At 68.5% G+C, this 20,729-nt stretch carries 17 protein-coding genes; 6 read left to right on the top strand and 11 right to left on the bottom strand.

Annotated features, from left to right (window positions below; genetic code table 11):
• Positions 1-74 precede the first annotated feature (74 nt).
• Positions 75-1,265 carry an alpha/beta hydrolase-fold protein gene (locus QZ670_RS12585; protein ID WP_294255876.1) on the bottom strand — a complete coding sequence of 397 codons (1,191 nt, stop codon included), beginning with the start codon at positions 1,263-1,265 and terminating at the stop codon, positions 75-77.
• Positions 1,266-1,556: 291 nt separating this feature from the next.
• On the opposite strand from QZ670_RS12585, the gene QZ670_RS12580 reads away from it, so the two are divergent.
• Both QZ670_RS12580 and QZ670_RS12575 read left to right on the top strand, forming a co-directional pair.
• Positions 1,557-2,270, top strand: coding sequence for an acetylxylan esterase (locus QZ670_RS12580; RefSeq protein ID WP_294255873.1), 714 nt, complete (start codon positions 1,557-1,559; stop codon positions 2,268-2,270).
• A gap of 8 nt (positions 2,271-2,278) precedes the next feature.
• The gene (locus QZ670_RS12575; RefSeq protein ID WP_294255870.1) at positions 2,279-3,724 is read left to right on the top strand and encodes a family 43 glycosylhydrolase; all 1,446 of its coding nucleotides are present in this window, start codon (positions 2,279-2,281) and stop codon (positions 3,722-3,724) included.
• An 8-nt stretch (positions 3,725-3,732) separates the two neighbouring features.
• Here the strand turns inward: QZ670_RS12575 and QZ670_RS12570 are convergent, their stop codons facing one another.
• Positions 3,733-4,194, bottom strand: coding sequence for a hypothetical protein (locus QZ670_RS12570; protein WP_294255869.1), 462 nt, complete (start codon positions 4,192-4,194; stop codon positions 3,733-3,735).
• Positions 4,191-5,135: a sterol desaturase family protein gene (locus tag QZ670_RS12565; RefSeq protein ID WP_294255867.1), complete on the bottom strand. Its 945-nt coding sequence runs from the start codon at positions 5,133-5,135 to the stop codon at positions 4,191-4,193. Before QZ670_RS12565 ends, QZ670_RS12570 begins: the two co-directional genes overlap by 4 nt.
• 136 nt (positions 5,136-5,271) lie before the next feature.
• On the opposite strand from QZ670_RS12565, the gene QZ670_RS12560 reads away from it, so the two are divergent.
• A complete protein-coding gene (locus QZ670_RS12560; RefSeq protein WP_294255866.1) occupies positions 5,272-6,168 on the top strand; it encodes an MBL fold metallo-hydrolase in 897 nt (298 codons plus the stop codon).
• A gap of 121 nt (positions 6,169-6,289) precedes the next feature.
• Here the strand turns inward: QZ670_RS12560 and atzF are convergent, their stop codons facing one another.
• From atzF to QZ670_RS12520, 8 genes are read right to left on the bottom strand one after another with little or no spacing between them, the layout of a single operon-like run.
• Positions 6,290-8,047 carry an allophanate hydrolase gene (atzF, locus tag QZ670_RS12555; RefSeq protein ID WP_294255864.1) on the bottom strand — a complete coding sequence of 586 codons (1,758 nt, stop codon included), beginning with the start codon at positions 8,045-8,047 and terminating at the stop codon, positions 6,290-6,292.
• Entirely contained in the window at positions 8,044-11,643 is a 3,600-nt protein-coding gene (uca, locus tag QZ670_RS12550) for an urea carboxylase (protein ID WP_294255862.1), read from the bottom strand. Before uca ends, atzF begins: the two co-directional genes overlap by 4 nt.
• Positions 11,640-12,275 (bottom strand): urea amidolyase associated protein UAAP2, encoded by a 636-nt coding sequence (locus QZ670_RS12545; protein ID WP_294255860.1) that lies wholly within the window; start codon positions 12,273-12,275, stop codon positions 11,640-11,642. Before QZ670_RS12545 ends, uca begins: the two co-directional genes overlap by 4 nt.
• Positions 12,275-13,093, bottom strand: a complete 819-nt coding sequence (locus QZ670_RS12540; protein WP_294255858.1) for an urea amidolyase associated protein UAAP1 — start codon at positions 13,091-13,093, stop codon at positions 12,275-12,277. Before QZ670_RS12540 ends, QZ670_RS12545 begins: the two co-directional genes overlap by 1 nt.
• Positions 13,090-13,569, bottom strand: a complete 480-nt coding sequence (locus tag QZ670_RS12535; RefSeq protein ID WP_294255855.1) for a CopG family ribbon-helix-helix protein — start codon at positions 13,567-13,569, stop codon at positions 13,090-13,092. Before QZ670_RS12535 ends, QZ670_RS12540 begins: the two co-directional genes overlap by 4 nt.
• On the bottom strand, positions 13,566-14,372 hold the full coding sequence (locus tag QZ670_RS12530) for an ATP-binding cassette domain-containing protein (protein WP_294255854.1): 807 nt from the start codon (positions 14,370-14,372) through the stop codon (positions 13,566-13,568). The genes QZ670_RS12535 and QZ670_RS12530 overlap by 4 nt, the downstream gene beginning before the upstream one ends.
• The gene (locus QZ670_RS12525; RefSeq protein ID WP_294255852.1) at positions 14,369-15,184 is read right to left on the bottom strand and encodes an ABC transporter permease subunit; all 816 of its coding nucleotides are present in this window, start codon (positions 15,182-15,184) and stop codon (positions 14,369-14,371) included. Before QZ670_RS12525 ends, QZ670_RS12530 begins: the two co-directional genes overlap by 4 nt.
• Positions 15,185-15,197: 13 nt before the next feature.
• Positions 15,198-16,277 carry a putative urea ABC transporter substrate-binding protein gene (locus QZ670_RS12520; RefSeq protein ID WP_294255850.1) on the bottom strand — a complete coding sequence of 360 codons (1,080 nt, stop codon included), beginning with the start codon at positions 16,275-16,277 and terminating at the stop codon, positions 15,198-15,200.
• Positions 16,278-16,690: 413 nt separating this feature from the next.
• On the opposite strand from QZ670_RS12520, the gene QZ670_RS12515 reads away from it, so the two are divergent.
• Genes QZ670_RS12515 through QZ670_RS12505 form a run of 3 tightly spaced genes read left to right on the top strand, consistent with a single transcriptional unit; the run spans position 16,691 to position 20,701 of the window.
• Positions 16,691-18,253, top strand: coding sequence for an ATP-binding protein (locus QZ670_RS12515; protein WP_294255847.1), 1,563 nt, complete (start codon positions 16,691-16,693; stop codon positions 18,251-18,253).
• A complete protein-coding gene (locus QZ670_RS12510) occupies positions 18,243-19,160 on the top strand; it encodes a DNA-binding response regulator (protein ID WP_294255843.1) in 918 nt (305 codons plus the stop codon). Before QZ670_RS12515 ends, QZ670_RS12510 begins: the two co-directional genes overlap by 11 nt.
• A complete protein-coding gene (locus QZ670_RS12505) occupies positions 19,157-20,701 on the top strand; it encodes a sulfotransferase (RefSeq protein ID WP_294255839.1) in 1,545 nt (514 codons plus the stop codon). The genes QZ670_RS12510 and QZ670_RS12505 overlap by 4 nt, the downstream gene beginning before the upstream one ends.
• The last annotated feature ends 28 nt before the right edge of the window (positions 20,702-20,729 follow it).

Below are 20,729 nucleotides of genomic sequence, written 5' to 3'. Positions count from 1 at the left end.
GCATCGTCTTCGATTGCGCATATTTGCAGCGAATTGCGCGCGCAATCGATTTTCTTGGGTGCCCCGGGGCGGGGTCAGTCGCGGAACAGCAAGGGCGCCATTTCGTGCAGGCTGCGCCGCCAGGTCTGGAACTCATGACCCGTGCCCGGCGAAACGTAGAACGCGCTGGGAATGCCCGCCGCCTTGATCGCCTCGGCATTGGCGCGCGGATCGACCTTGGGGCCGCCCGGCGGGCCCGAGCGGCCACCCTCGATCTCGCGGCTGCCGAAGCTGACGAAGCTGAGCTTCACCTTGTCGCGATAGCCCGGCGTGGCGTTCACATCCTCCAGCGAGATGGTGCCGCCGCTCAGCAGGCCGATATAGGCGAAGCGATCGAGATTCTTGAGCGCGATCAGCTTGGTCTCGAACCCGCCCATCGACAGGCCCGCCATGGCGCGATGCTTCTGGTCGGCGAGCGTGCGGTAGTGCGCGTCGACATAGGGGATCAGCTCGTTCAGCAGCACGGTCTGGAACGGCTTGATGTCGAAGCTGGCGAGCCCGCCCGGCTGGCCCGGCCGCACATCGTTGGTCATGCCATAGGTCATCACGATCAGGAACGGCCGCGTCTTGCCCTCGGCGAGGAGATTGTCGAGGATCAGATTGGCATGGCCCTGGTTGCTCCACGCCGTCTCGTCCTCGCCCCAGCCATGCTGGAGGTAGAGCACCGGATAGCGGGTGCCGGCGTTCTTCTCATAGCCGGGGGGCGTGTAGACGAAGGCGCGGCGCTGGGTGCCGGTGCTGGGGGAGGGGAACAGGATCTGCTCGACACGGCCGTGCGGCACGTCCTTCAGCGCATAGAAATCGGCGTCATGCGCGGGGATCTCGATGCCGCTTTCCCAGCGCGTGGAGCCGTAGAAGTTGAGCGTGCCCGGATCGTTGAACGTGCCGCCGTCGATCGTCAGGTGATAGTAGTGGAAGCCTTCGTCGAGCGGGCCTTCGGTGGTGCCGGTCCAGCTGCCGTCGGATGCCTTGGTGAGCGTGGTGCCGCCGCGACCGCCCAGGCCCAGGCTCACCTTCACCGCGCTCGCCTCGGGCGCGACGACGCGGAAGCGGACATAGCCCTGCGAATTGACCTGCGGATATTGCTGCCCCGGCTGGTTGAGCTTCGAGGGTTTGAAGTCCTCGGCGATGGGTGCGGTCTGGGCAGCGGCCGTCGGCGCGGTCTGCGCCTGGACGGGGTGCACGGCGAGCATGGCCGCGGCCATGGCGGCAGGAGCGATCTTCACGGCGGTTCCTCCCCTAAGTGCGGCCGGCGTCATGGGTCGGCAGCCTTGGATGTTAGCGCACACATTAGGACAGTTTAGTCGGAGAAAATCAAGCCGCTTCCGCGCAAGACCAATGTCTTGCGGTGCAGTGCTATAGCATTGGAATACCTAGTGTAAGTCGTTCGGCGGCTGGCACGTCAAGCGCGGCAATCGTTTCGCCAGTTGACGGCGCAGTGGGCCGCGGCCTAGCCATGCTGTTACCGATAACAGCGGTGGCCGCTTCTGAGTCGCCGGGGAGAGGAGACAGAGGCGATGGGCAGGCCCTGTTCGGCTGCGCTGTGGTGCGCGCTGGCATTGGCGTTGACCGCACCGGCAGCGCTGCACGCGCAGACCGCCGGCATGGTGGAAGAGAAGCTGCCGCCGCCCACCGGGCTCGCGCCCTATTTCACCCCGGCCTCCGCCGATCCGATCGCGCCCGATGCCGATGGCTTTCTCCGCCGCTGGCTGCTGCTCGAACCGGTGGTGAAGCCCAACCGCACCAACACCGGCTTCACGCCCAGCTATGTCCGCGGGGTGATCGCGCCCGCCACCTATCCCGGCAAGTTCGAGGCGGTGCCGCGCGACGGCGATACCGCGCCGGGAGGCTTACGCTGGCACGCGCTCGATTCCAGCCTGTTCGACGTGAAGCTCTTCTACCTCGCGCAGGGGCTCGGCAAGCCGACCTATGGCGTGATCTTCTGGGCGGTGACAGTGATCAATGCGCCCCGCGAGATGCGCGGCGTGCGGCTGGCGATGGGCTCCAACTCGGCGTCGCGCTGGTGGCTGAACGGCAGCGAGGTTGCCGGACTCTATGGCGATCGGCGGATGGTGATGGACGACGTGGTGTCGCGGCCGATCACGCTGCGGAAAGGGCGCAATGTCCTGCGCGGCGCGGTGATCAACGGCCCCGGCCTCAGCGATTTCTGCGCCCGCTTCGTAGGCGAGGACGGCAAGCCGATCCGCGACATCTCGATCGATGTGAAGTGAGGAACGCCATGAAGTTCGCATGCCTTTCGCTCGCCGCGCTGTTCCTGCTCGCCCAGCCCCAGGCCGCCTCCGCCCAGCTGGCGGGCGAGCCGTTCATCCACGATCCTTCGACGATCACCTATTCCGACGGCCGCTGGTGGACCTTCGGCACGCGCGGCGGCGGGCTCGTCTCCGAGGATGGCTGGACGTGGACGAGCGGCGGCGAGCGGCCCGGCGGCGGCGTCGCGCCCGACGTCATCAAGATCGGCGACCGCTTCTATGTCGCCTATGCGGTGGGCGGCGGGGGGATGAACGGCGGCCATGCCAGCAACGTCAAGGTGATGTGGACCAAGTCGCTCGACCCCAAGTCGCCCGACTTCGGCTTCCACGATGTCGGCGTGGTCGCCTCGACCAACGGGCTGGAGCCGGCCGATGCGATCGACCCCGCGTTCCTGTTTGCCGAGGGGCGGCTGTGGCTGAGCTACGGCACGTACTTCGGCACTATCCGCATGCTCGAGCTCGATCCCAGGACCGGGGACAAGATGCCGGGCAGCCAGCCGGTGGATGTCGCGATCGACATGGAAGCCACCGCGCTGATGCACCGCGACGGCTGGTATTATCTGCTCGGCACCCACGGCACCTGCTGCGACGGGCCGAACTCCTCGTACAACATCCGCGTCGGACGTGCGCGCGCGCCGACCGGGCCGTTCGTCGACAATATGGGCGTGCCGCTGCTCAAGGGCGGCGGCAAGCTGGTCGTGGCGGGGCGCGGGCGGCAGTACGGGCCGGGGCATTTCGGACTGCTCGATCTTGGCGACGGCGTCGAGAAATTCTCGATGCACTATGAGGCGGATCTCGACCGCGGCGGGCGCAGCGTGCTCGGTATCCTGCCGCTGTTGTGGAAGGACGGCTGGCCGGTGGCTGGGGAGAACCTGCCCGCCGGCACCTATGAGATCCAGTCCGAGCGCGGCGGCGGGGCGCTCGAACTTGCGGTCGACTTCGTGCGCATGCCGTTCGACGCGCGCCGCAGCTTCTTCGCCAAGCCCGGCGACCCTACCGGCCCGATCCCCAACCAGACGCTCGCCGAGAACCGGGTCAGCTGGCCCGAAGGCGCGATCGAGGTCGGCCTCGGCGATTACATGATGCGCGCGCACCAGCTCTGGGCGATCGCGCCGGCGGAAGGGGCGGGCGGGGCGTTCGGCGCGCCTTATTACAAGATCCTGATAGCCGGCACCGAACGCGCGCTGGCGGTGGGTCCCGAGGGCAGCGTGCAGGCGGTACCTGCCTTCACCGGTGCGGCCGAGCAGCTGTGGCGCATCGATCAGCTGACCGACGGCAGCTACCGCATCCAGCCCAAGGCGCAGGCCGATGCCAAGCACCCCAGGGCGCTGGTCGCCATCGGGCGGAGCACGCCGGCGCTGATGCCGTTCGATGCCGCCAGCGATAGCGGCCGCTGGACCTTTCAGCGGCCCTAGGCGCCTCCTCAGGCCGGCACTGCCTCGGCGGTGTCGGTCCCGAGCAGGCGCTCGCGGAACAGCTTGTGCGCGTTTCGCTGCTCGATGACGCGACCGGCGAGATACATCGCCGCGAAGATGCCGGCGAAGACATAGCCGGGGATCCGCATCGGCTGCGCGGCATAGGCGAGCGCGGCGAAGGGCGCAGGCGCGATGAAGCACCAGAGCAGCGGGTGGCTGGTCAGGTCGTAGCGCAGCGCCGGGCCCTGCTCGGTCTCCACGAACTCCAGCGTGCCGTGCTCGAACGAGGCGAGCCTGTCCTGCGAGTCCGGATTGTCCTTGTGGAACACCAGCGTGTCGGGGCCGCGCTCCAGCGTGGTGCCGCGCTCCTCGAATACCGGCTCCAGCGCATGGAAGGAGCTGGGGCGGGCGGGCAGGGCCAGCGTGCCGCGGACGTGCCAGATCCAGTCGATCGCGCGCAGCCAGCTCATTCGGCGGCTACCGCTTCGGGCAGGCGGGGGGCGCGCAGCTGCTTCACCCAGCGTACCACCGGCCGGAACGGATAGACCATTTGCTCCTTAATCCCCAATCGGCGGCAATCGTCGAGCCCGACATGCGCCGCCTCGGAGTCGCGGCAGGTGCCGAAAATGCGGTCGATGAAGATGAAGGTGTTGGCGTAGTTCGTCCGGCTGCTGTCGTAATCGGGCGAGTGGTGCAGGCTGTGATGCTCGACCGTGTTGAACAGGAAGGACCACCAGCGCGGCGTGTTGAAGCGGATATTGGCATGGGTATAGGCGCCGATCGCCATGCCGATGCCCCCGGCGAGCAGCGCGGCGCGCGGCAGGAAGTCGAAGAAGCCACCGAGACTGAGGCCGATCAGGAACAGCTCGATCGGATTGCCGACGGAGCCCTTCAGCGCGTTGAGCTGGGTGATGTGATGGTGCGGCGCATGGGTGAGCCACAGCGGCGTCCAGTTGTGCATGCCACGATGCATCCAGTACTGGCAGAAATCAAAGATCAGCAGGATCGCCAGCGCCTGGAACAGGATCGGGATCTGCCCCGCCCAGGCGGTCTTGAGGTGGAAATAGCCCTTGATAGCGTCGATGATCGCGTCATCGCCGAAATGCTTGCCGGCATATTTGATCAGCGTGTAGCTCATGCCGACATAGAAGAGATCGCTGGCGAGCTCCTTCCAGGTCAGCCGCCAGTGGCGGTGGCGCTCGCTGATCCGCTCCATGCCGAGCAGGCAGAGCTTGAAGACGATGCCGATGCCGACCGCGACCGAGGCCTTGGCGATCGAATCCGGTGCCAGCGTCCAGAACAGCACCATCGCGAGCAGCACCGCGGGCTGGAACCAGGTGAAGATGAAGCGCTTGACCGGGCCGCCCTGCACGCCGGTTGCCTCGAAGTTGGTCGGTACAGCTGCATCCATGATTGCGCCCGGTCCTCGCCCGTGATTCCGATGATTCGAAGATGACCGAAACGGGGTCGGCACGCCGTAAGTCGTTTGACGTAGCGGGGGATTTGGCGGCTTGTCCGGTGCCGATGGGTAGCCCAGCATGGGCGTTATGAACCGGATTGAACGCTGTTTTTCGCTGGGCCTTGGTGCCTTCCTGCTGCTCGGCGCGGCAGACCCGAAGCCGCTGGCGTTCGCGCCCTGGATCAACGGCACCGCGGCGAACGAGCCGGAGACGCAAGTGCAGGCGATCGACGGCGACACCTTCGTGATCCGCCAATCGGTGAAGACCAATTTCGAGGCGCCGTTCCTGTACCTGATCTTCGGCCGCGATCGGGCGCTGCTGCTCGATACGGGGGCAGGCGGGCTGAAGATCCGGCCGACGGTGGACCGGCTGGTCGCCGACTGGCAGGCCAGGCATGGCGGCCGCGCGATCCGGCTGGTCGTCGCGCATTCGCACAGCCATGGCGACCACCATGCCGGCGACGACGAGTTTCGCGATCGACCTGATACCGACGTGGTCGGGCTGAAGCCCGCGGAGGTGGCCGCGTTCTTCCGCTTCACCGACTGGCCACGCGACGGGGCGCACTACGATCTGGGCGGACGGATGCTCGATGTGCTGGCGACGCCGGGGCACCAGCCGGCGCACATCATGGTCTATGATGCGCGGACGCGGCTGCTGTTCTCGGGCGACATGCTCTATCCGGGGCGGCTCTATGTGCCGCTGAACCATTTCGACGATTTCCGCGCCAGTGCCGAGCGGCTGGCGGCGTTCGCCAAGACGCACCCGATCCGGGCGCTGCTAGGCGCGCATATCGAGATGACGACCACGCCGGGCAAGGATTACGGGATGGAAGCGCCGGTGCATGCGGACGAGCATCCGCTCCCGCTGGCGCCCGCCACGATCGAGGAGCTGCGCGCTGCGGTGGCGAAAGCCGGACCGGTGCCCGCGATCGACCGGCACGCGGACTTCATCGTCTATCCGGTGCCGGCCCGGCCCAACGACTGACTCTTCCCATCTGTCATTCCGGCGAAAGCTGGAATCCATTCGCCGCTCGGTGGTAGCTCCTGCGGATACGTGGCGCCAATGGATCCCGCTTTCGCCGGGATGACGGTCGAGGGGCGGGTGCTCAGCCCCGCGCGATATACGCCCGCCAGCCGCCGAGCGCGGTGATGTCCTCGGCGCCGGTCATCGCGCGCGGCTCGGCGACGAAGCCCTTGACCATGCTGCCGTCGTCCAGCGTCACCGTGCCGATCGCGAGCGGCGGGGGCACTTCGGCGACGAAGCTGCCGAACGCGGCCATGTCGAGTTCGTAGACTTCCAGCGCGATCGCCGCACCGCCGTCCTCGCTGTACACCAGCGCGGGCTTGGGCGGTACGCTCTCGGCCATGGCGTAGAGCTTGTAGGTCGGCGCCGTGGTGGTCGCGCCGACGAACTTCGCCTCGCGCGAGGTCAGCTGCCAGTGGAGCGGCATGCCTTCGAGATGGGCGCCTACGACCGCGAGCTTCACCGTTTCCATCCGTCCCTCCAGGTCCAGCGGCGGCGGGGTTGCCGTCGCGGGGAAAAGTGCGTTCGCTGCGTCGAGCAGCGCGCGATCCGTGCCCGCCGGGCCCATCAGCGTCACACCGAAGCCGACGCCGCTGGCATACATGCCGGCGGGTACGGCAATCGCCGCCATATCGAGCAGGTTCACGAAATTGGTGTAGGCGCCGAGGCTCGCATTCACCCTGATCGGCTCGGCAAGCATCTCCGCGACGCGGTAGCTGGTCGGCGCGGTGGGCAGGGCGAGCAGGTCGACCTGGTCCCACATCGCCGCCGCCGCGCGGGCGAGTTCGACCAGGCGATAAGCGCCGTTGAACGCATCGATCGCGCTATAGCCGAAGCCGCCTTCGACGATCTCGCGCACCACCGGGTGGATCGCGTCGGGGTTGTCCAGCAACAGGCCCTGCAGTGCCGCGGTGCGCTCGGCGACCCAGGGGCCGTCGTAGAGCAGCCGCGCGGCTTCATCGAGCGGGGCGAGGTCGATTTCGACCAGCTCGGCGTCGAACCCGGCCAGCGCCTGGCGGTAGAGGTATTCGGACTCGATGTCGCCGAACCAGCGGCATTGCTCCGGGCGGGGAACGCCGATGCGGCGATGGGCACGAGGCCGGTCCGGCAGGTCGCGGGAGAGCGAGTCCGTAGCGTCGAAGCCGGCGGCGATAGTATCGACCAGCGCGGCATCCTCGGTGGTGGCCGCGAACACCGTGATGCAGTCGAGCGTGCGGCAGGCGGGGACAAGCCCCGAGCTGCTCCAGCGGCCCTTGCTCGGCTTGAGGCCAACGAGATGGTTGAACGCGGCGGGTACCCGTCCCGAGCCTGCGGTATCGGTGCCTAGCGCGAAGGCAACCAGTCCGGCGGCGACCGCCACGGCCGAGCCCGAGCTGGAGCCGCCGCTCACCCAGGCGCGGTTATAGGCGTTTCGCGGGATGCCGTAGGGGCTGCGCGTGCCGTTGAGGCCGGTGGCGAACTGGTCGAGATTGGCCTTGCCGACCGGGATGGCTCCGGCAGCCACCAGCTTCGCGACGACCGTCGCCGATTGCTCGGGTTGATAGGCGAAGGCCGGGCAGGCGGCAGTGGTGGCGAGGCCCGCGAGGTCGATATTGTCCTTCACAGCGAAGGGCACGCCTGCCAGCGGCAGAGTCTCGCCTGCAGCTACCCGTGCATCGACCGCAGCCGCAGCGGCGCGCAGCGCATCGGGCTCGAACCGCGAGATCCACACCGCCGGCTGGATGGCATCATAGGCGGTGAGCCGCGCCATCACGTCCTCGATCACCGCGACCGCGCTGCGCCGCCCCGCCTGCACCTCGGCGGCGATGCCCGCCACCGAAAGCCGGTCGAGCGCCGTCATGCCCGCACCAGCGCCAGCACCGGCGACCCCGGCGTTACGGTCTGCCGCTCGGCGACATAGAGCGCCGCCACCGTACCCGCCGCCGGGCTGGTCACGGGGAACTCCATCTTCATCGCTTCGAGCACCGCGATCGTCTCGCCGGCGTCGATCGGGTCGCCGACCTCCTTGAGCAGCTTCCAAACGCTGCCGCCGAAGGGCGCTTCCACCAGCTCGGCGCCGTCGGGCACCGTCACCGCTTCGTCGGCGCTGTCGTCCGCGCTTTCGGTGAGGCTGGCGACGCGATCGAACTCGCCCTTGCGTTCCCACTCCGCACGCTCGGCGGCGAAGGCGGCGTTGCGCTGCTTCTCGAACGCGGCGATCGAACGCGCATTCTCGGCGAGGAACTCGCGATAGTCGGAGAGCCGGAACTCGGTCTCCTCGATCTGGATCTCGCGCCGGCCCAGCGGGAAGTCGCGCCGCCATTCGGTCAGCTCTTCGTGGCTGACCGGGAAGAAGCGGATCTGGTCGAAGAAGCGGAGCAGCCAGGGCTTGCCCTCGGCGAAGGCGCCGGTCTGGCGATAGGTGTTCCACACCTGGATGGTGCGGCCGAACAGCTGATAGCCGCCCGGACCCTCCATGCCGTAGATGCACATATAGGCGCCGCCGATGCCGACCACATTGGGCGGCGTCCAGGTGCGGGCGGGGTTGTACTTGGTGGTGACCAGCCGGTGGCGCGGGTCGATCGGGGTGGCCACCGGCGCACCGAGATACACGTCGCCCAGGCCATAGACGAGGTAGCTGGCGTCGAAGATGATCCGGTGGACCTCCTCGGCGCTGGCAAGCCCGTTGGCGCGGCGGATGAACTCGATATTGTCCGGGCACCAGGGCGCGTCGTCGCGGACCACGCGCATGTAGCGCTGGATCGTCTCGTGGATCGCGGGATCGTTCCAGCTCAGCGGCAGGTGCACGATGCGCGAGGGGATCACGAAATCCTCGAGATCGCCGAGTGCGTCCTCGATCTGCGTCAGCCGCTCGATCAGCGCCGCCTCCTTCAGGCGGATGCCGTCGATATGCACCTGGAAGGAGCGGATGCCCGGCACGATGTCGAGAATGCCCGGCAGCGCCAGCTCGGCAAGCGCCGTCGTCGCGGCATGGACGCGCAGGCGCAGCTCGAGGTCGAGCGTGATCGGGCCATATTCGACCAGCAGGTTGCGATCGCCCTGGCGGCGGAAGAGTACACGCGGGCGGCGGCCCTTGGCGGGCAGGTCGACCAGGATCGCGTCGCGCCCGCCGCCCTTGGCGGGGCTGGTCGCGGTGGCGGCACGGCCCTCGATCCAGGCCTCTTCGACCTGGGCGGCGGCATCGGCCTCGTCGAGGCTGACCTGCTCGAACTGGATGCGGTCGCCCGGTGCCAGCTGGCCGACCTTCCACAGGTCCGCCGCGATCACCACGAACGGGCAGACGAAGCCGCCCAGCGAGGGGCCGTCGGGGCCGAGGATGATCGGCATGTCGCCGGTGAAATCCAGTGCGCCGATCGCATAGGGATTGTCGTGGATGTTGGACGGGTGGAGCCCCGCCTCGCCGCCGTCCTTGCGCGCCCAGTGCGGCTTGGGGCCGACCAGGCGCACGCCGGTGCGGTTGCTGTTGTAGTGGACCTTCCACTCGGCGGAGAGGATCGTGTCGACATCGTCCGGCGCGAAGAAATCGGGGGCGCCGTGCGGGCCGTAGAGGACGCGGATCGTCCAGTCGGGGCCGAGCGGTTCCTGCTCGATGCTACGCGGGCCGGGAATGACGGCGGGGGCGTGATCGGTGAGGTGCAGCGTGTCGCCGACGCGGAGCACGCGCCCGCCATGGCCGCCGAACTCGCCGAGATCGAAGGTGCTGGCGCTGCCGAGATAGCTCGGCACGTCGAGCCCGCCGGCGAACAGGATATAGCCGCGCATGCCGCCGCCGGTGACGCGGCCGAGCGCCAGAATCTGGCCCTCGGCGATCGCGATGGGCTTGTTGCGCTCGACCGGCTTGCCGTCGAGCGTCGCGGCGAAGTCGGCGCCGGTGAGGACGATGCGGGTCGCGGTGTTGAACTGGAGGGTGGGGCCCGTCGCGGTCATCTCCAGCCCGGGCGCGGTGCTGTCGTTGCCGAGCAGCATGTTGCCGAGGCGGAAGGCACGCGCGTCCATCGGGCCCGAGGGCGGCACGCCGATGTCCCACAGGCCGACACGGCCGGGATAATCCTGCACGCTGGTCGCGGTGCCGGCCGAGCGGACGACGATGCTCTGCGGGCGATGAACCACGGTTTCGAGCGAGCGGGTCGAGACGTCGCCGGTAACGAAGTCCTCGCTGCGGGCCACGTCGCGGAGCCAGCGGACATTGGTCTCGATGCCGGCGAAGCGGGTGCGGTCGAGCGCCGCCTGCATCGCCGCGACCGCGGACTCGCGGTCCTCGCCATGCACGATCAGCTTGGCGAGCATCGGATCGTAGAAGGAGGACACGGTACTGCCCGACTCCACCCAGCTCTCGACGCGGACGCCTTCCGGGAACGCCACGTCGGTGAGCGTGCCCGAGGCCGGGCGGAAGTCGACCGCGGGATCCTCGGCATAGAGCCGCGCCTGGATCGACCAACCCTTCGGCGCGGGGACGGGCGTGTCGAGGAAGCTGTAATCGCCGCCTGCGCCGCGCACCATCCACTCGACCAGGTCGACCCCGGTCACTTCCTCGGTAACGCCGTGCTCGACCTGGAGGCGCGTATTCACTTCGAGGAAGAACCAGTCCTCGCGCGCGGGATCGTAGAGGAACTCGACGGTGCCGGCGGAGCGGTAGTTGGCCGCCTCGCCCAGCCGCACCGCCGCCTCGATCAGCGCCGCGCGGACGCGTTCGGGCAAGTGCGGGGCGGGGGCCTCTTCGACGACCTTCTGGTTGCGGCGCTGGAGCGAGCAGTCGCGCTCGCCGAGCGCCACGACTCGGCCCTGGCCGTCGCCGAAGATCTGCACTTCGACATGGCGCGCGCGCGGCACGAAGCGTTCGAGGAACAGCCCGGCATCGCCGAAATTGCCTGCACCCAGCCGCGCCACCGCGGCATAGCCGTCGCGCACCGCCTGCGCGTCGGCGCACACCCGCATGCCGATGCCGCCGCCGCCCGCGGTCGCCTTGAGCATCACCGGATAGCCGATGCGCTCCGCCGCTTCGAGCGCGGCCTCGACGCTGTCGAGCAGGCCGGTGCCGGGGGCGAGGGGGACGTTCTCCGCCTCGGCCAGCGCGCGCGCGCTGTGCTTGAGGCCGAAGGCGCGGATGCTGTCCGGGGTTGGGCCGATGAAGGCGATGCCGGCGGTCTCGCAGGCTTCGGCAAAGGCGGCGTTCTCGGAGAGGAAGCCATAGCCGGGGTGGATCGCGTCGGCGCCGGTTTCCTTGGCGGCTGCCAGGATGCGGGCAACGTCGAGATAGCTTTCCGCCGCCGGGCCGGGGCCGATCCGCACCGCAATGTCCGCCAGCGCGACATGGCGCGAGGCCTCGTCGGCGTCGGAGAAGACCGCGACCGAGCGGATGCCCATCTTCTTCAGCGTGCGGATAATCCGGCAGGCGATCGCCCCGCGATTGGCGATCAGGACGGTGCGCACGCTCATGCGGTGACGATCATGCGGACGGGGGTGGGATTGAAGCCGTTGCAGGGATTGTTGATCTGCGGGCAATTCGAAACGACCACGGTCACATCCATTTCTGCGCGAAGGTCCACGGTCAGGCCGGGCGCCGAGATGCCGTCGACGATGCCCAGCGCACCATCGGCCTCGACCGGCACGTTCATGAAGAAATTGACGTTCGACACGATGTCGCGCTTGCCGCGGCCGTCGCGCAGATTGGCCTCGAGGAAATTGTCGACACAGGCGTGCTGCGCCTTGGTGAAATGGCCGTAGCGCAAGCTGTTGGACTCGCACGAACAGGCGCCGCCGATCGTGTCGTGATACTCGACCGCGGTCGCGGTGATCGTCATCATCGGCCGGCCCTCGTTCGAACGCAGCACGCTCCCGGTGCGCAGGAAGATATTGGCCTGCGCCGCGATCGTGTCCTGCGCGCTGTAGCGCTCGGCATCATCGTCCGTGGCGTAGAGGAGGAAGTCGACCGCCTGGTTGCCTTCGAGGTCGACGACGCGGAGCGTTTCGCCCGCCTTAACCCGGTGCAGCCAGGGGGCGCGGGCGGGGACGATCTCGTCATGGATCACCCGGCCGGGGAGGCCGGCAAGTGCCACATCCTGTTCCATCAGCGGCGGACCCAGTCTTCGGTGTTGAGGAAGGCGCGTTGCCGCTCGGGCGTCGCGTTGCGGATCGGATCGTTCTCCGCCGTCACCGGCCCGCGCCAGGCGGTGGCGCGCAGCGGCGTGACGGTCCAGGGACGCGGATCGAGGACGTGCGGGCAATTGGCCAGCACGACAATCAGGTCCATCTCGGCGCGCAGCACCAGCGTGCGGCCTGGCGCGAACGGCCCGAACTGCGGTTCGGTGGTGCCGTCGGCGGCGATGCGGACGCCCTTGAACAGGTTCACGCACGGATGCACGTCGCGGCGGGTGAGGCCGTGCTTGGCCGCACCCAGCAGCAGCCGATCGCGGGCATTGGGGAACGGCCCCGAATTGCTGCCATCCCCGTAGCGGCGTTCGTTCGACGCGGCGTTGGATGCTCCGCAGAACGCGTCATGGGTGCCGGCGCCGTCCTGCTCGATGCTGGCGAGCACGCGGCCCATGTCGGAAAGGAACAGGCTGCCGGTGCCGAGATAGGCGTTCCACTGCACCTTCACCGTATCGGCGACGTTGAGCCGCTCGGTCGGCATCGCGGCGTTGAACAGCTGGAGCGAGACGCAGGCATCGCCGTGCAGGTCGATCAGCCGCAGCCGGGTGCCGCGCGCCAGCACGCGGCTGGCATAGCCGCCGGCGGCGATCGTCTCTTCCCAGACGAGATCGTCGGCCGAGACGCCCGCAGGCAGGTCATCCGCCTTGGGCGGCAGGATCGGCATCGCCTCGACGACGGTGCCGGCCATCGCGCGCGCATGGTCGCGTGCGGCATTGGGGTCGGCGAGAATGCTCATGCCGCCTTGCTCCCGGTTGGGGCCGCCGCCTCGTCCTGCTCGTGGAGCGGGGGCAGCAGCGCGGTGGTGGTGAAGAGGCGCAATTGCTGCACGCCGCGCACCTTGCGCAGCGCATCGCACAGGTCGCGCAGGCGCCGCGCCGGCCCCTGGACCAGCAGCACCTCGAGCGACTGGTCGTCCTCCAGGAACACGTGCTGCGAGGAGATGACCTCCTTCAGATACTCGCTCTGCGTCTGCGCCAGCTGGTGGCGCACCCGGCCGAGATCGGCGCGGTAGACGAGCGTGATCGTGCCCGCGAGCATCTCCTCGGGGCGCGAGGCGGCGCTCTGCTCGGCAAGCTCGTCGCGGATCAGCTCGGCGATCAGCTGCGAGCGCGAGGGCAGCCCCCGGTCTTCCACCATTTCATCGAGCTGGCGGAAGAGTTCGGCGGGCAGGCTCATGCTGAGCCGGGCGAGGGAGGAGGAGGGTTCCTTCACAGTGATTCCTCTTTCCTGGTTATTACTGATTCTGTCAATCGTAATACTTCCTGCTGCGCCTCGACGATCGCCTCGCGCCGCTTGCGGGTGAGGTGGAGGTCGTAGACGGCGGTCGCGCCGAAGCGGTGCGGGGCGTGGGGATCGACGCGGCGCTTGTCGAAGGTGAGCACGCGGGTGCCTAGGTTGAACGCCTCGGAAATGTCGTGGGTGACCATCAGCACGGTGAGCGCATGCTCCTCCCACAGCTTGAGGATCAGCCGGTGCATGTCCTGCCGGATGCCGGGATCGAGCGCGCCGAACGGCTCGTCGAGCAGCAGCACGCGCGGCCGCGCGATCAGCGCCTGCGCGATGGCGAGCCGCTGCTGCATGCCGCCAGAGAGCTGGGCGGGATAGAGGTCGAGCGCGTCGCCCAGGCCCACCTCGGCGAGCATCGCGGCGGCCTCGTCGCGGGCGCGGCGGCGGGCGGCGCCGAACAGCCGGGCGGTGAGTGGGGCGCCGACACACTCGCGCTCGAACATCACGTTCCTGAGCGCACTCAGGTGCGGGAACACCGAGTAGCGCTGGAACACCACGCCGCGATCGGGGCCGCATTCGCCGGGGAGCAGCGTGCCGTCGAGCAGAATCTTGCCCCGCGTCGGCCGCTCTTGGCCGAGCGCCAGCCGCAGGAAGCTGCTCTTGCCCGCCCCCGAGGGACCGACGATCGAGACGAAGCTGCGCTCGGCGATGTCGAGCTCGACGCGTTCGAGCACGACCTTGTCGCCATATTCGAGCCAGACATTCTGGAAGGAGAGGAGCGCGCTCATCGGCCGGCTCCATGCGCCCAGGCGAAGGCGCGCTTGCTCAGCTGGGCCAGCGCCACGTCCATCAGGATGGCGAGGACCGAGATCCAGGCGACATACGGAATGATGATGTCCATCGAGAGATAGCGCCGCACGAGGAAGATGCGGTAGCCGAGGCCGATGTCCGACGCGATCGCCTCGGCCGAGATCAGGTAGACCCAGGCGGGACCTAGCGAGAGGCGGATGCCGGCGATCAGCCTGGGTAACGCCTGGGGCAGGGCCACGCGGAGGGCGAGCTGCCAACTGCTCGCGCCGAGCGTCTGCGCCTTGATCAGCTGCTCCTGCGGAATCGCGGTGATGTGGTCGGCGAGATCGCGGATCAGGAAGGGGGTGACGCCGATCACGATCAGCGCGACCTTGGCGGTATCGCCCAGCCCGAAGACGATGAACAGGATCGGCAGCAGCGCGATCGGCGGGATCACCGCGATCGTCGTGACCAGCGCGCCGAAGGTGGCGCGGGCGGCGGGGAGCACGCCCAGCACCATGCCGACGAGCAGCGCCGACAGCGCGCAGATGCCGAGCGCGAGGCCCAGCCGTTCCAGGCTCGCCACCGTATCCGCCCAGAAGATCAGCCGGCCGCTTAAGGGGTCGGCCTGGGCGAGCAGGCCGTGCATCGCCTCGACCATCGCGCCGGGGGTGGGCAGCAGCTTGTCCGAGGGATTCTCGGCATGCCGCGCGGCCGAGGCGAAGAGGTAGACGATCGCCGCGAGCAGCAGCGGCAGGCTCCCCAGCAGCCAGCCGGTGCGGCGGCGGGGACGGATGTTCACCCAGCGCATAGAGGGTCCGGCCTCAGAGCTTGCCGGCCGCGGCCAGCTCCATATAGGTCGGGTCGAAGCGCAGCTTGACGTTGTTGGCATTACCGATCGTCTTGCCCGGCACCGAAATGCCGATCGCGTCGGCCGACTTGGCGCCCTGGCCGAACAGCCCCTTGGAGAAGCTGAAGTCGCGCACCTTCACCATGGTCGCGCCGATCGCGGGCGACTTGACCGCCGCCACGGCATCCTGCGGCGTGCCGTAGAGGTGCGTGGTGGCGAGCTGCGCGTCGAACGCCTGCGGGGTGGCGCCCGCCAGCTTGGCCATCGCGGCGCGGGCGGCGGCGCCGGCAGCGTCCTTCTTCTGCATCAGCTGGATCGTCTCGTACCAGATGCCGGCCAGCGCCTTGCCCAGGTTCGGGTTGGCCTTGAGCGTCGCGGTGTCGACGGCGAGCAGGTCGAGGATCTCGGCGGGGACCTGGCTCGAGTCGAACACCTTGGTGGCGCCGGGCAGCTTGGCGACTTCGGTCAGCTGCGGGTTCCAGGTGACCACGGCGGTGGCGGCCGGGTTGGCGAAGGCGCCGACGATGTCCGCGTCCGAGGTGTTGACCGTCTTCACGTCCGAGAGCTGCAGGCCCACCGTGGAGAGCCCGCGCGCGAGGAGGTAGTGCGAGACCGACAGCTCGACGAGATAGACGGTGCGGTCCTTGATGTCGGCGAGGCTCTTAGCGTTCTTGAGCACGATGCCGTCATTGCCGTTGGAGTAATCGCCCAGGATGATCGCACTGGTATCCTTGCCGCCGGCGGCGGGGATGGTGAGCGCATCCATGTTGGTGACGGTCACGCCGTCCAGCTTGCCGGCGTTGAACTGGTTCACCGACTCGACATAGTCGTTCACCTGGGTGAAGTGGATCTTCACGCCGTACTTGTCGGCCCATTTCTTCACGATGCCCGCCTGTTCGGCATAGGGCCAGGGCATCCAGCCCGCATAGATCGACCAGCCGATGTTGAACTCGGTCCGCGCCTTTGGTGCAGTGCCGCTACCGCCGCACGACGCCGTCGCCAGCATCGCCACCGCCGCCACCGCGATCCGCGCCTTGGAACCCCATACTGTCATGATCGACCCCCATCTTCGCAGCGCGAGAAAGCGCGAATTTCAGCCGCCGGACGGTCGCAACCGATATTACGTTTGCTAGATCCAGTAATACGACTTATAGGCAGGTCGTATGGCATGTGTCACCCCAAATCGTGATGCTGCAATGCGTCATTCAGGCACGGGCGAACCCCGGTTCCGGGGTGGGTCGGCGCGCCTTTCTCTCGCGCTCCACTCCCGCTTGCGCGTTGCAGGTCGATCAGGCCCCCGGCCTGATCTGAACGACGCGGGGCGTCGTTCACCTGAAACGGGGCTGGGGGAGGGAATGACGTGGAAGATGCGCCATGCCGTCTCAGCCCCTCCCCCGTCCCCTCCCGCAAGCGGAAGGGGAGCGCAAATGGATACCGCCGCGCTCTCAAGGCGAGGCGGCTAACCCCATGGCGATGGCGCGCATCCTCGGAACGATCTGCCTGGGGCTCGCGCTGGCCGTTGCCGCGACCTTTGCCCGGCTGTTCCTGAAGGCGCGCGAGGGCCATCGTGCCGCCGAGGCCGTGAATCGCGCGCAGACCGAACGGCTCTGCGCCGAGATTGCCGCGCACCAGGAAACCGAAGCCGCGCTCGCCAAGGCCAAGGAAACCGCCGAGGCCGCCAATGCTGCCAAGACGCGCTATCTGGTGGCGGTCAGCCACGAGATCCGCTCGCCGCTCAACGCCATTTATGGCTATGCCCAGCTGCTGGAGCGCGGCGATTCGATCCCGCCGCGCGAGGCGGGCGGAGTGATCCGCCGCTCGGCCGAGCACCTCACCAACCTCGTCGAGGGACTGCTCGACATCTCGCGCGTCGAAAGCGGCGTGCTGCAGGTGCGGCAGGAGTTGGTCCGGCTGCCCGCCCTGCTCGACCAGGTGGTGGAGATGTTCCGCGTCCAGGCATCGGCCAAGGGGCTGTCGCTCGACTATGTCGTCGAGGGGCGGCTGCCCGCCTATGTCCGTACCGACGAGAAGCGACTGCGGCAGATCCTGATCAACCTGCTGTCCAACGCGATCAAATATACCGACAAGGGCGGCGCGACGCTCACGATACGCTATCGCAGCCAGAGCGCCGCGATCGAGGTCCGCGATACCGGCCCCGGCATCCCGCCCGAGGACCTCGAACGCATCTTCGAGCCGTTCGAGCGTGGCCGCGAGCCCGACACCGTAATGCAGCCGGGCATCGGGCTCGGGCTCGCGATCACCCGCGTGCTCGCCCGCATCCTCGGCGGTGAGGTGACGGTGACGAGCGAAGTAGGGAAGGGCAGCAGCTTCCTCCTCCGCCTGCTGCTGCCCGAACCGATCGAAGCGCCCGCCGGGGCCGCCGCCTATCGCCGCGTCACCGGCTATCAGGGGCCGCAGAAGACCATCCTGGTGATCGACGACAGCCCGGCGCAGACGACCGTGGTCAACCATCTGCTGCGCCCGCTCGGCTTCTCGGTGTTCGAGGCGAGCGGCGGCACGGCGGGGCTCGCGCTGGCCGAACATTGTTCGCCCGATCTCGTGCTGCTCGACATCCAGATGCCCGGCACCAGCGGCTGGGATATCGCCGAGCAGCTCCGCGCGCGATTTGGCCCCGCCCTGCGCATCGTGATGGTCTCGGCCAATGCGCATGAGTTCCATGCCGGCCGCGACGGCCGCCGCGCGCACGATGCCTTCCTCACCAAGCCGGTCGATCTCGACGCGCTGCTCGACATGATCGCGCGTCAGCTCGGGCTCGACTGGATCGTCGAGGATGCGGAGCCGCCCGCCGCGCCGCCCCGTCCACCGATGGCACTCCCTGAGTCGGCGGTGCCCTATCTCGATGCGCTGCGCCGCTTTATGAAGCTCGGGCATGTCCGTGGAATCGAAACGACACTCGTGAGCTTGGAGAGGGAGGTTCCCGAAAGCGCCGACCTCGTCGCGCGGCTGCGGCCGCAGCTCGAGGCGTTCGATCTGCGCGGGCTGGCAAGGACGCTCGACGATGTCGGCTAGCGATCCCGGCGCCACGATCCTGGTGGTGGACGACACCCCCGAATCGCTCCGCTTCCTCACCGCGACCCTGGAGCAGGCCGGGATGACGGTGCTGATCGCGGTCGACGGGCTCGCCGCGCTGGAACTGCTGGAGCATGGCACGCCCGACCTGATCCTGATGGACGCGGTGATGCCGGGGCTCGACGGGTTCAGCACCACGCGGCGGATCAAGCAGGACGGCCGCTTCCGCCAGGTGCCGGTGATCTTCATGACCGGGCTGACCGAGAGCGAGCATGTCGTGCGCGGGCTCGATGCGGGCGCGGTCGATTATGTCCACAAGCCGATCGTGGTGGACGAGCTGCTGGCGCGCGTCTCGGTGCACCTTGCCAATGCGCGGATTGCGCAGAGCAGCCAGCTCGCGCTCGATACCGCCGGGCGGCCCTCCTTTGCCGTGGACGGAGAGGGGCAGACCGGCTGGCTGACCCCGCTCGCCGCCGAGACCATCGAACGGCTGTTCCCCGACTGGTCGCCCCGGGCACTGGACTTGCCCGACGAACTCGCCGCGATCGTGCGGCGGCTGCAGGATCCGGCGGTGCCGCCCGGCGCGCAGGCGACGCTGCAGATCGGCGACAGCACGCTCCAGTGCAGCTTCCTGCGCCAGACCAGCGCGCGCGAATGGCTGTTCCGCCTGACCGAAAAGCGCGAGGGCGATGCCGAACGCATCCTCGCCGAGCGCCATGGCCTCACTTCGCGCGAGGCCGAGGTGCTGGTGTGGCTCAGCCGCGGCAAGCAGAATCGCGAGATTAGCGAGATCCTGGAGATCAGCCCGCGCACGGTGAACAAGCATCTCGAACAGATCTTCCAGAAGATGGGCGTCGAGAACCGCGCCTCGGCGACGGCAATCGCCGTGGCGACGCTCGCCGGATGAGCGCGGCGGCGGCGCGGGCGGCGCTGGAGCAGGGGGATTTCGGTACGGCGGCGCGGCTGGCCTCGGCGGCGCTTCCTTCCGCCGAGGGCGCCTTCCTGCTGGGCGTGATCGCGGCGGAGCAGGGGGGGGTCGGCGAGGCGATCCGTCAGATCGAGGCGGCGGTGGAGCAGGACCCGCGCGGCGAATATCGCGCGCAGCTCGCCCGCCTCTACACGCTGGTGCGGCGCGACGGGGATGCAGCGGCGCAGCTCGCCGCGGCGGAGGCGGACCCGCCTGCGGACGCGCTGTCGCGGGATACCATTGGCTGCGTCTATGCCCGCCTCGGCGACCATGAGGCGGGGCTGCCCCACTTTGAGGTGGCGGTGGCGCTTGCGCCGGAGAACGACCAGTTCCTCTATAACCACGCCGCGACGCTGAGTTTTCTCGGCCGCGTCGACGATGCCGAGGCGGTGCTGGAGACGCTGCTCGCCCGCAGCCCGGACGATGCCCGCGCCCACCATCTGCTCGCCGGGCTCCGCAAGCAGGCGCCGGAGCGCAACCATGTCGCTCGCCTCCAGGCGACGAAGCAGCGTGCGCGGGGGGCGGACCGGCTGCTCACCGGCTATGCGCTCGCCAAGGAGCTGGAGGATATCGGCCGCGGCGACGAGGCGCTGGCGTGCCTGCTGGAGGTCAACACCGAGCATCGCGCGGTACTCGGCTATGATCCGGCCCGCGATGCGGCCATCGTCGACGCGGTTGCCGGAAGCTGGCCTGCCATCGCCGCGGCACCCGTCACCGACGCCCCCACCGAGGCGCCGATCCTGATCATTGGCATGCCGCGCACCGGCACCACGCTGGTCGACCGCATCCTCGCCGCGCATCCGGCGGTGGAGAGTGTCGGCGAGCTCCAGGCCTTGCCGTTGGCGGTGAAGGCGGCGTCGGGCACGCACAGCCGCACCGTGCTCGATCCCGAGACGCTGCATGCCGCCGCGACCGCCGATCTCGGCGCGATCGGCCGCGACTATCTGGCGCGGGCGGCGCACCACCGGCGGATACCCGAGCGGTGCTTCATCGATAAATTCCCGGGCAATTTCCATTATGCGGGTATCGCCGCGCGCGCACTGCCGAACGCCGCGATCGTCTGCCTGCGCCGCAACCCGATGGACACGGTGCTGGCGAACTTCCGCAACCTGTTCGCGATCAGCTCGCGCTATTACGATTACAGCTACGACCTGCTCGATATTGCGGCGTATGTGGCGGGATTCGAGCGGCTGATGGCGCTGTGGCGCACGGCGCTGCCCGGCCGCATCCTCGAGCTGCGCTACGAGGACATTGTCGCCGATCAGGAAGGCGCGACCCGACGGCTGCTCGCGCATTGCGGGCTCGACTGGTCGGATCGCTGCCTCGATTTCCATGCGCAGGGCGGGGCGGTCTCCACCCCCAGCGCCGCACAGGTCCGCCGCCCGATCTACCGCGACTCGGTCGCGCGCTGGCGCAAGCACGAAGCGGTGCTGGCGCCCGTCGCCGCCTATTTTGTCGAGCGGGGCATTGCCATCGACTGAGCGCCGCGTACGTCAAACGGCGCATGGT

It is taken from the genome of uncultured Sphingomonas sp., from assembly GCF_913774285.1.
Taxonomy (GTDB): Bacteria; Pseudomonadota; Alphaproteobacteria; order Sphingomonadales; family Sphingomonadaceae; genus Sphingomonas.
This window is presented reverse-complemented; position numbering and strand designations above follow the sequence as displayed.

Excerpts from the sequence above, each read along its gene's own strand:
- QZ670_RS12580 (WP_294255873.1), top strand. The coding sequence starts at position 1,557 with ATGGGCAGGCCCTGTTCGGCTGCGCTGTGGTGCGCGCTGGCATTGGCG.
- QZ670_RS12575 (WP_294255870.1), top strand. The coding sequence starts at position 2,279 with ATGAAGTTCGCATGCCTTTCGCTCGCCGCGCTGTTCCTGCTCGCCCAG.
- QZ670_RS12570 (WP_294255869.1), bottom strand. The coding sequence starts at position 4,194 with ATGAGCTGGCTGCGCGCGATCGACTGGATCTGGCACGTCCGCGGCACG.
- QZ670_RS12565 (WP_294255867.1), bottom strand. The coding sequence starts at position 5,135 with ATGGATGCAGCTGTACCGACCAACTTCGAGGCAACCGGCGTGCAGGGC.
- QZ670_RS12560 (WP_294255866.1), top strand. The coding sequence starts at position 5,272 with ATGAACCGGATTGAACGCTGTTTTTCGCTGGGCCTTGGTGCCTTCCTG.
- atzF (WP_294255864.1), bottom strand. The coding sequence starts at position 8,047 with ATGACGGCGCTCGACCGGCTTTCGGTGGCGGGCATCGCCGCCGAGGTG.
- uca (WP_294255862.1), bottom strand. The coding sequence starts at position 11,643 with ATGAGCGTGCGCACCGTCCTGATCGCCAATCGCGGGGCGATCGCCTGC.
- QZ670_RS12545 (WP_294255860.1), bottom strand. The coding sequence starts at position 12,275 with ATGGAACAGGATGTGGCACTTGCCGGCCTCCCCGGCCGGGTGATCCAT.
- QZ670_RS12540 (WP_294255858.1), bottom strand. The coding sequence starts at position 13,093 with ATGAGCATTCTCGCCGACCCCAATGCCGCACGCGACCATGCGCGCGCG.
- QZ670_RS12530 (WP_294255854.1), bottom strand. The coding sequence starts at position 14,372 with ATGAGCGCGCTCCTCTCCTTCCAGAATGTCTGGCTCGAATATGGCGAC.
- QZ670_RS12525 (WP_294255852.1), bottom strand. The coding sequence starts at position 15,184 with ATGCGCTGGGTGAACATCCGTCCCCGCCGCCGCACCGGCTGGCTGCTG.
- QZ670_RS12520 (WP_294255850.1), bottom strand. The coding sequence starts at position 16,277 with ATGACAGTATGGGGTTCCAAGGCGCGGATCGCGGTGGCGGCGGTGGCG.
- QZ670_RS12515 (WP_294255847.1), top strand. The coding sequence starts at position 16,691 with ATGGCGATGGCGCGCATCCTCGGAACGATCTGCCTGGGGCTCGCGCTG.
- QZ670_RS12510 (WP_294255843.1), top strand. The coding sequence starts at position 18,243 with ATGTCGGCTAGCGATCCCGGCGCCACGATCCTGGTGGTGGACGACACC.
- QZ670_RS12505 (WP_294255839.1), top strand. The coding sequence starts at position 19,157 with ATGAGCGCGGCGGCGGCGCGGGCGGCGCTGGAGCAGGGGGATTTCGGT.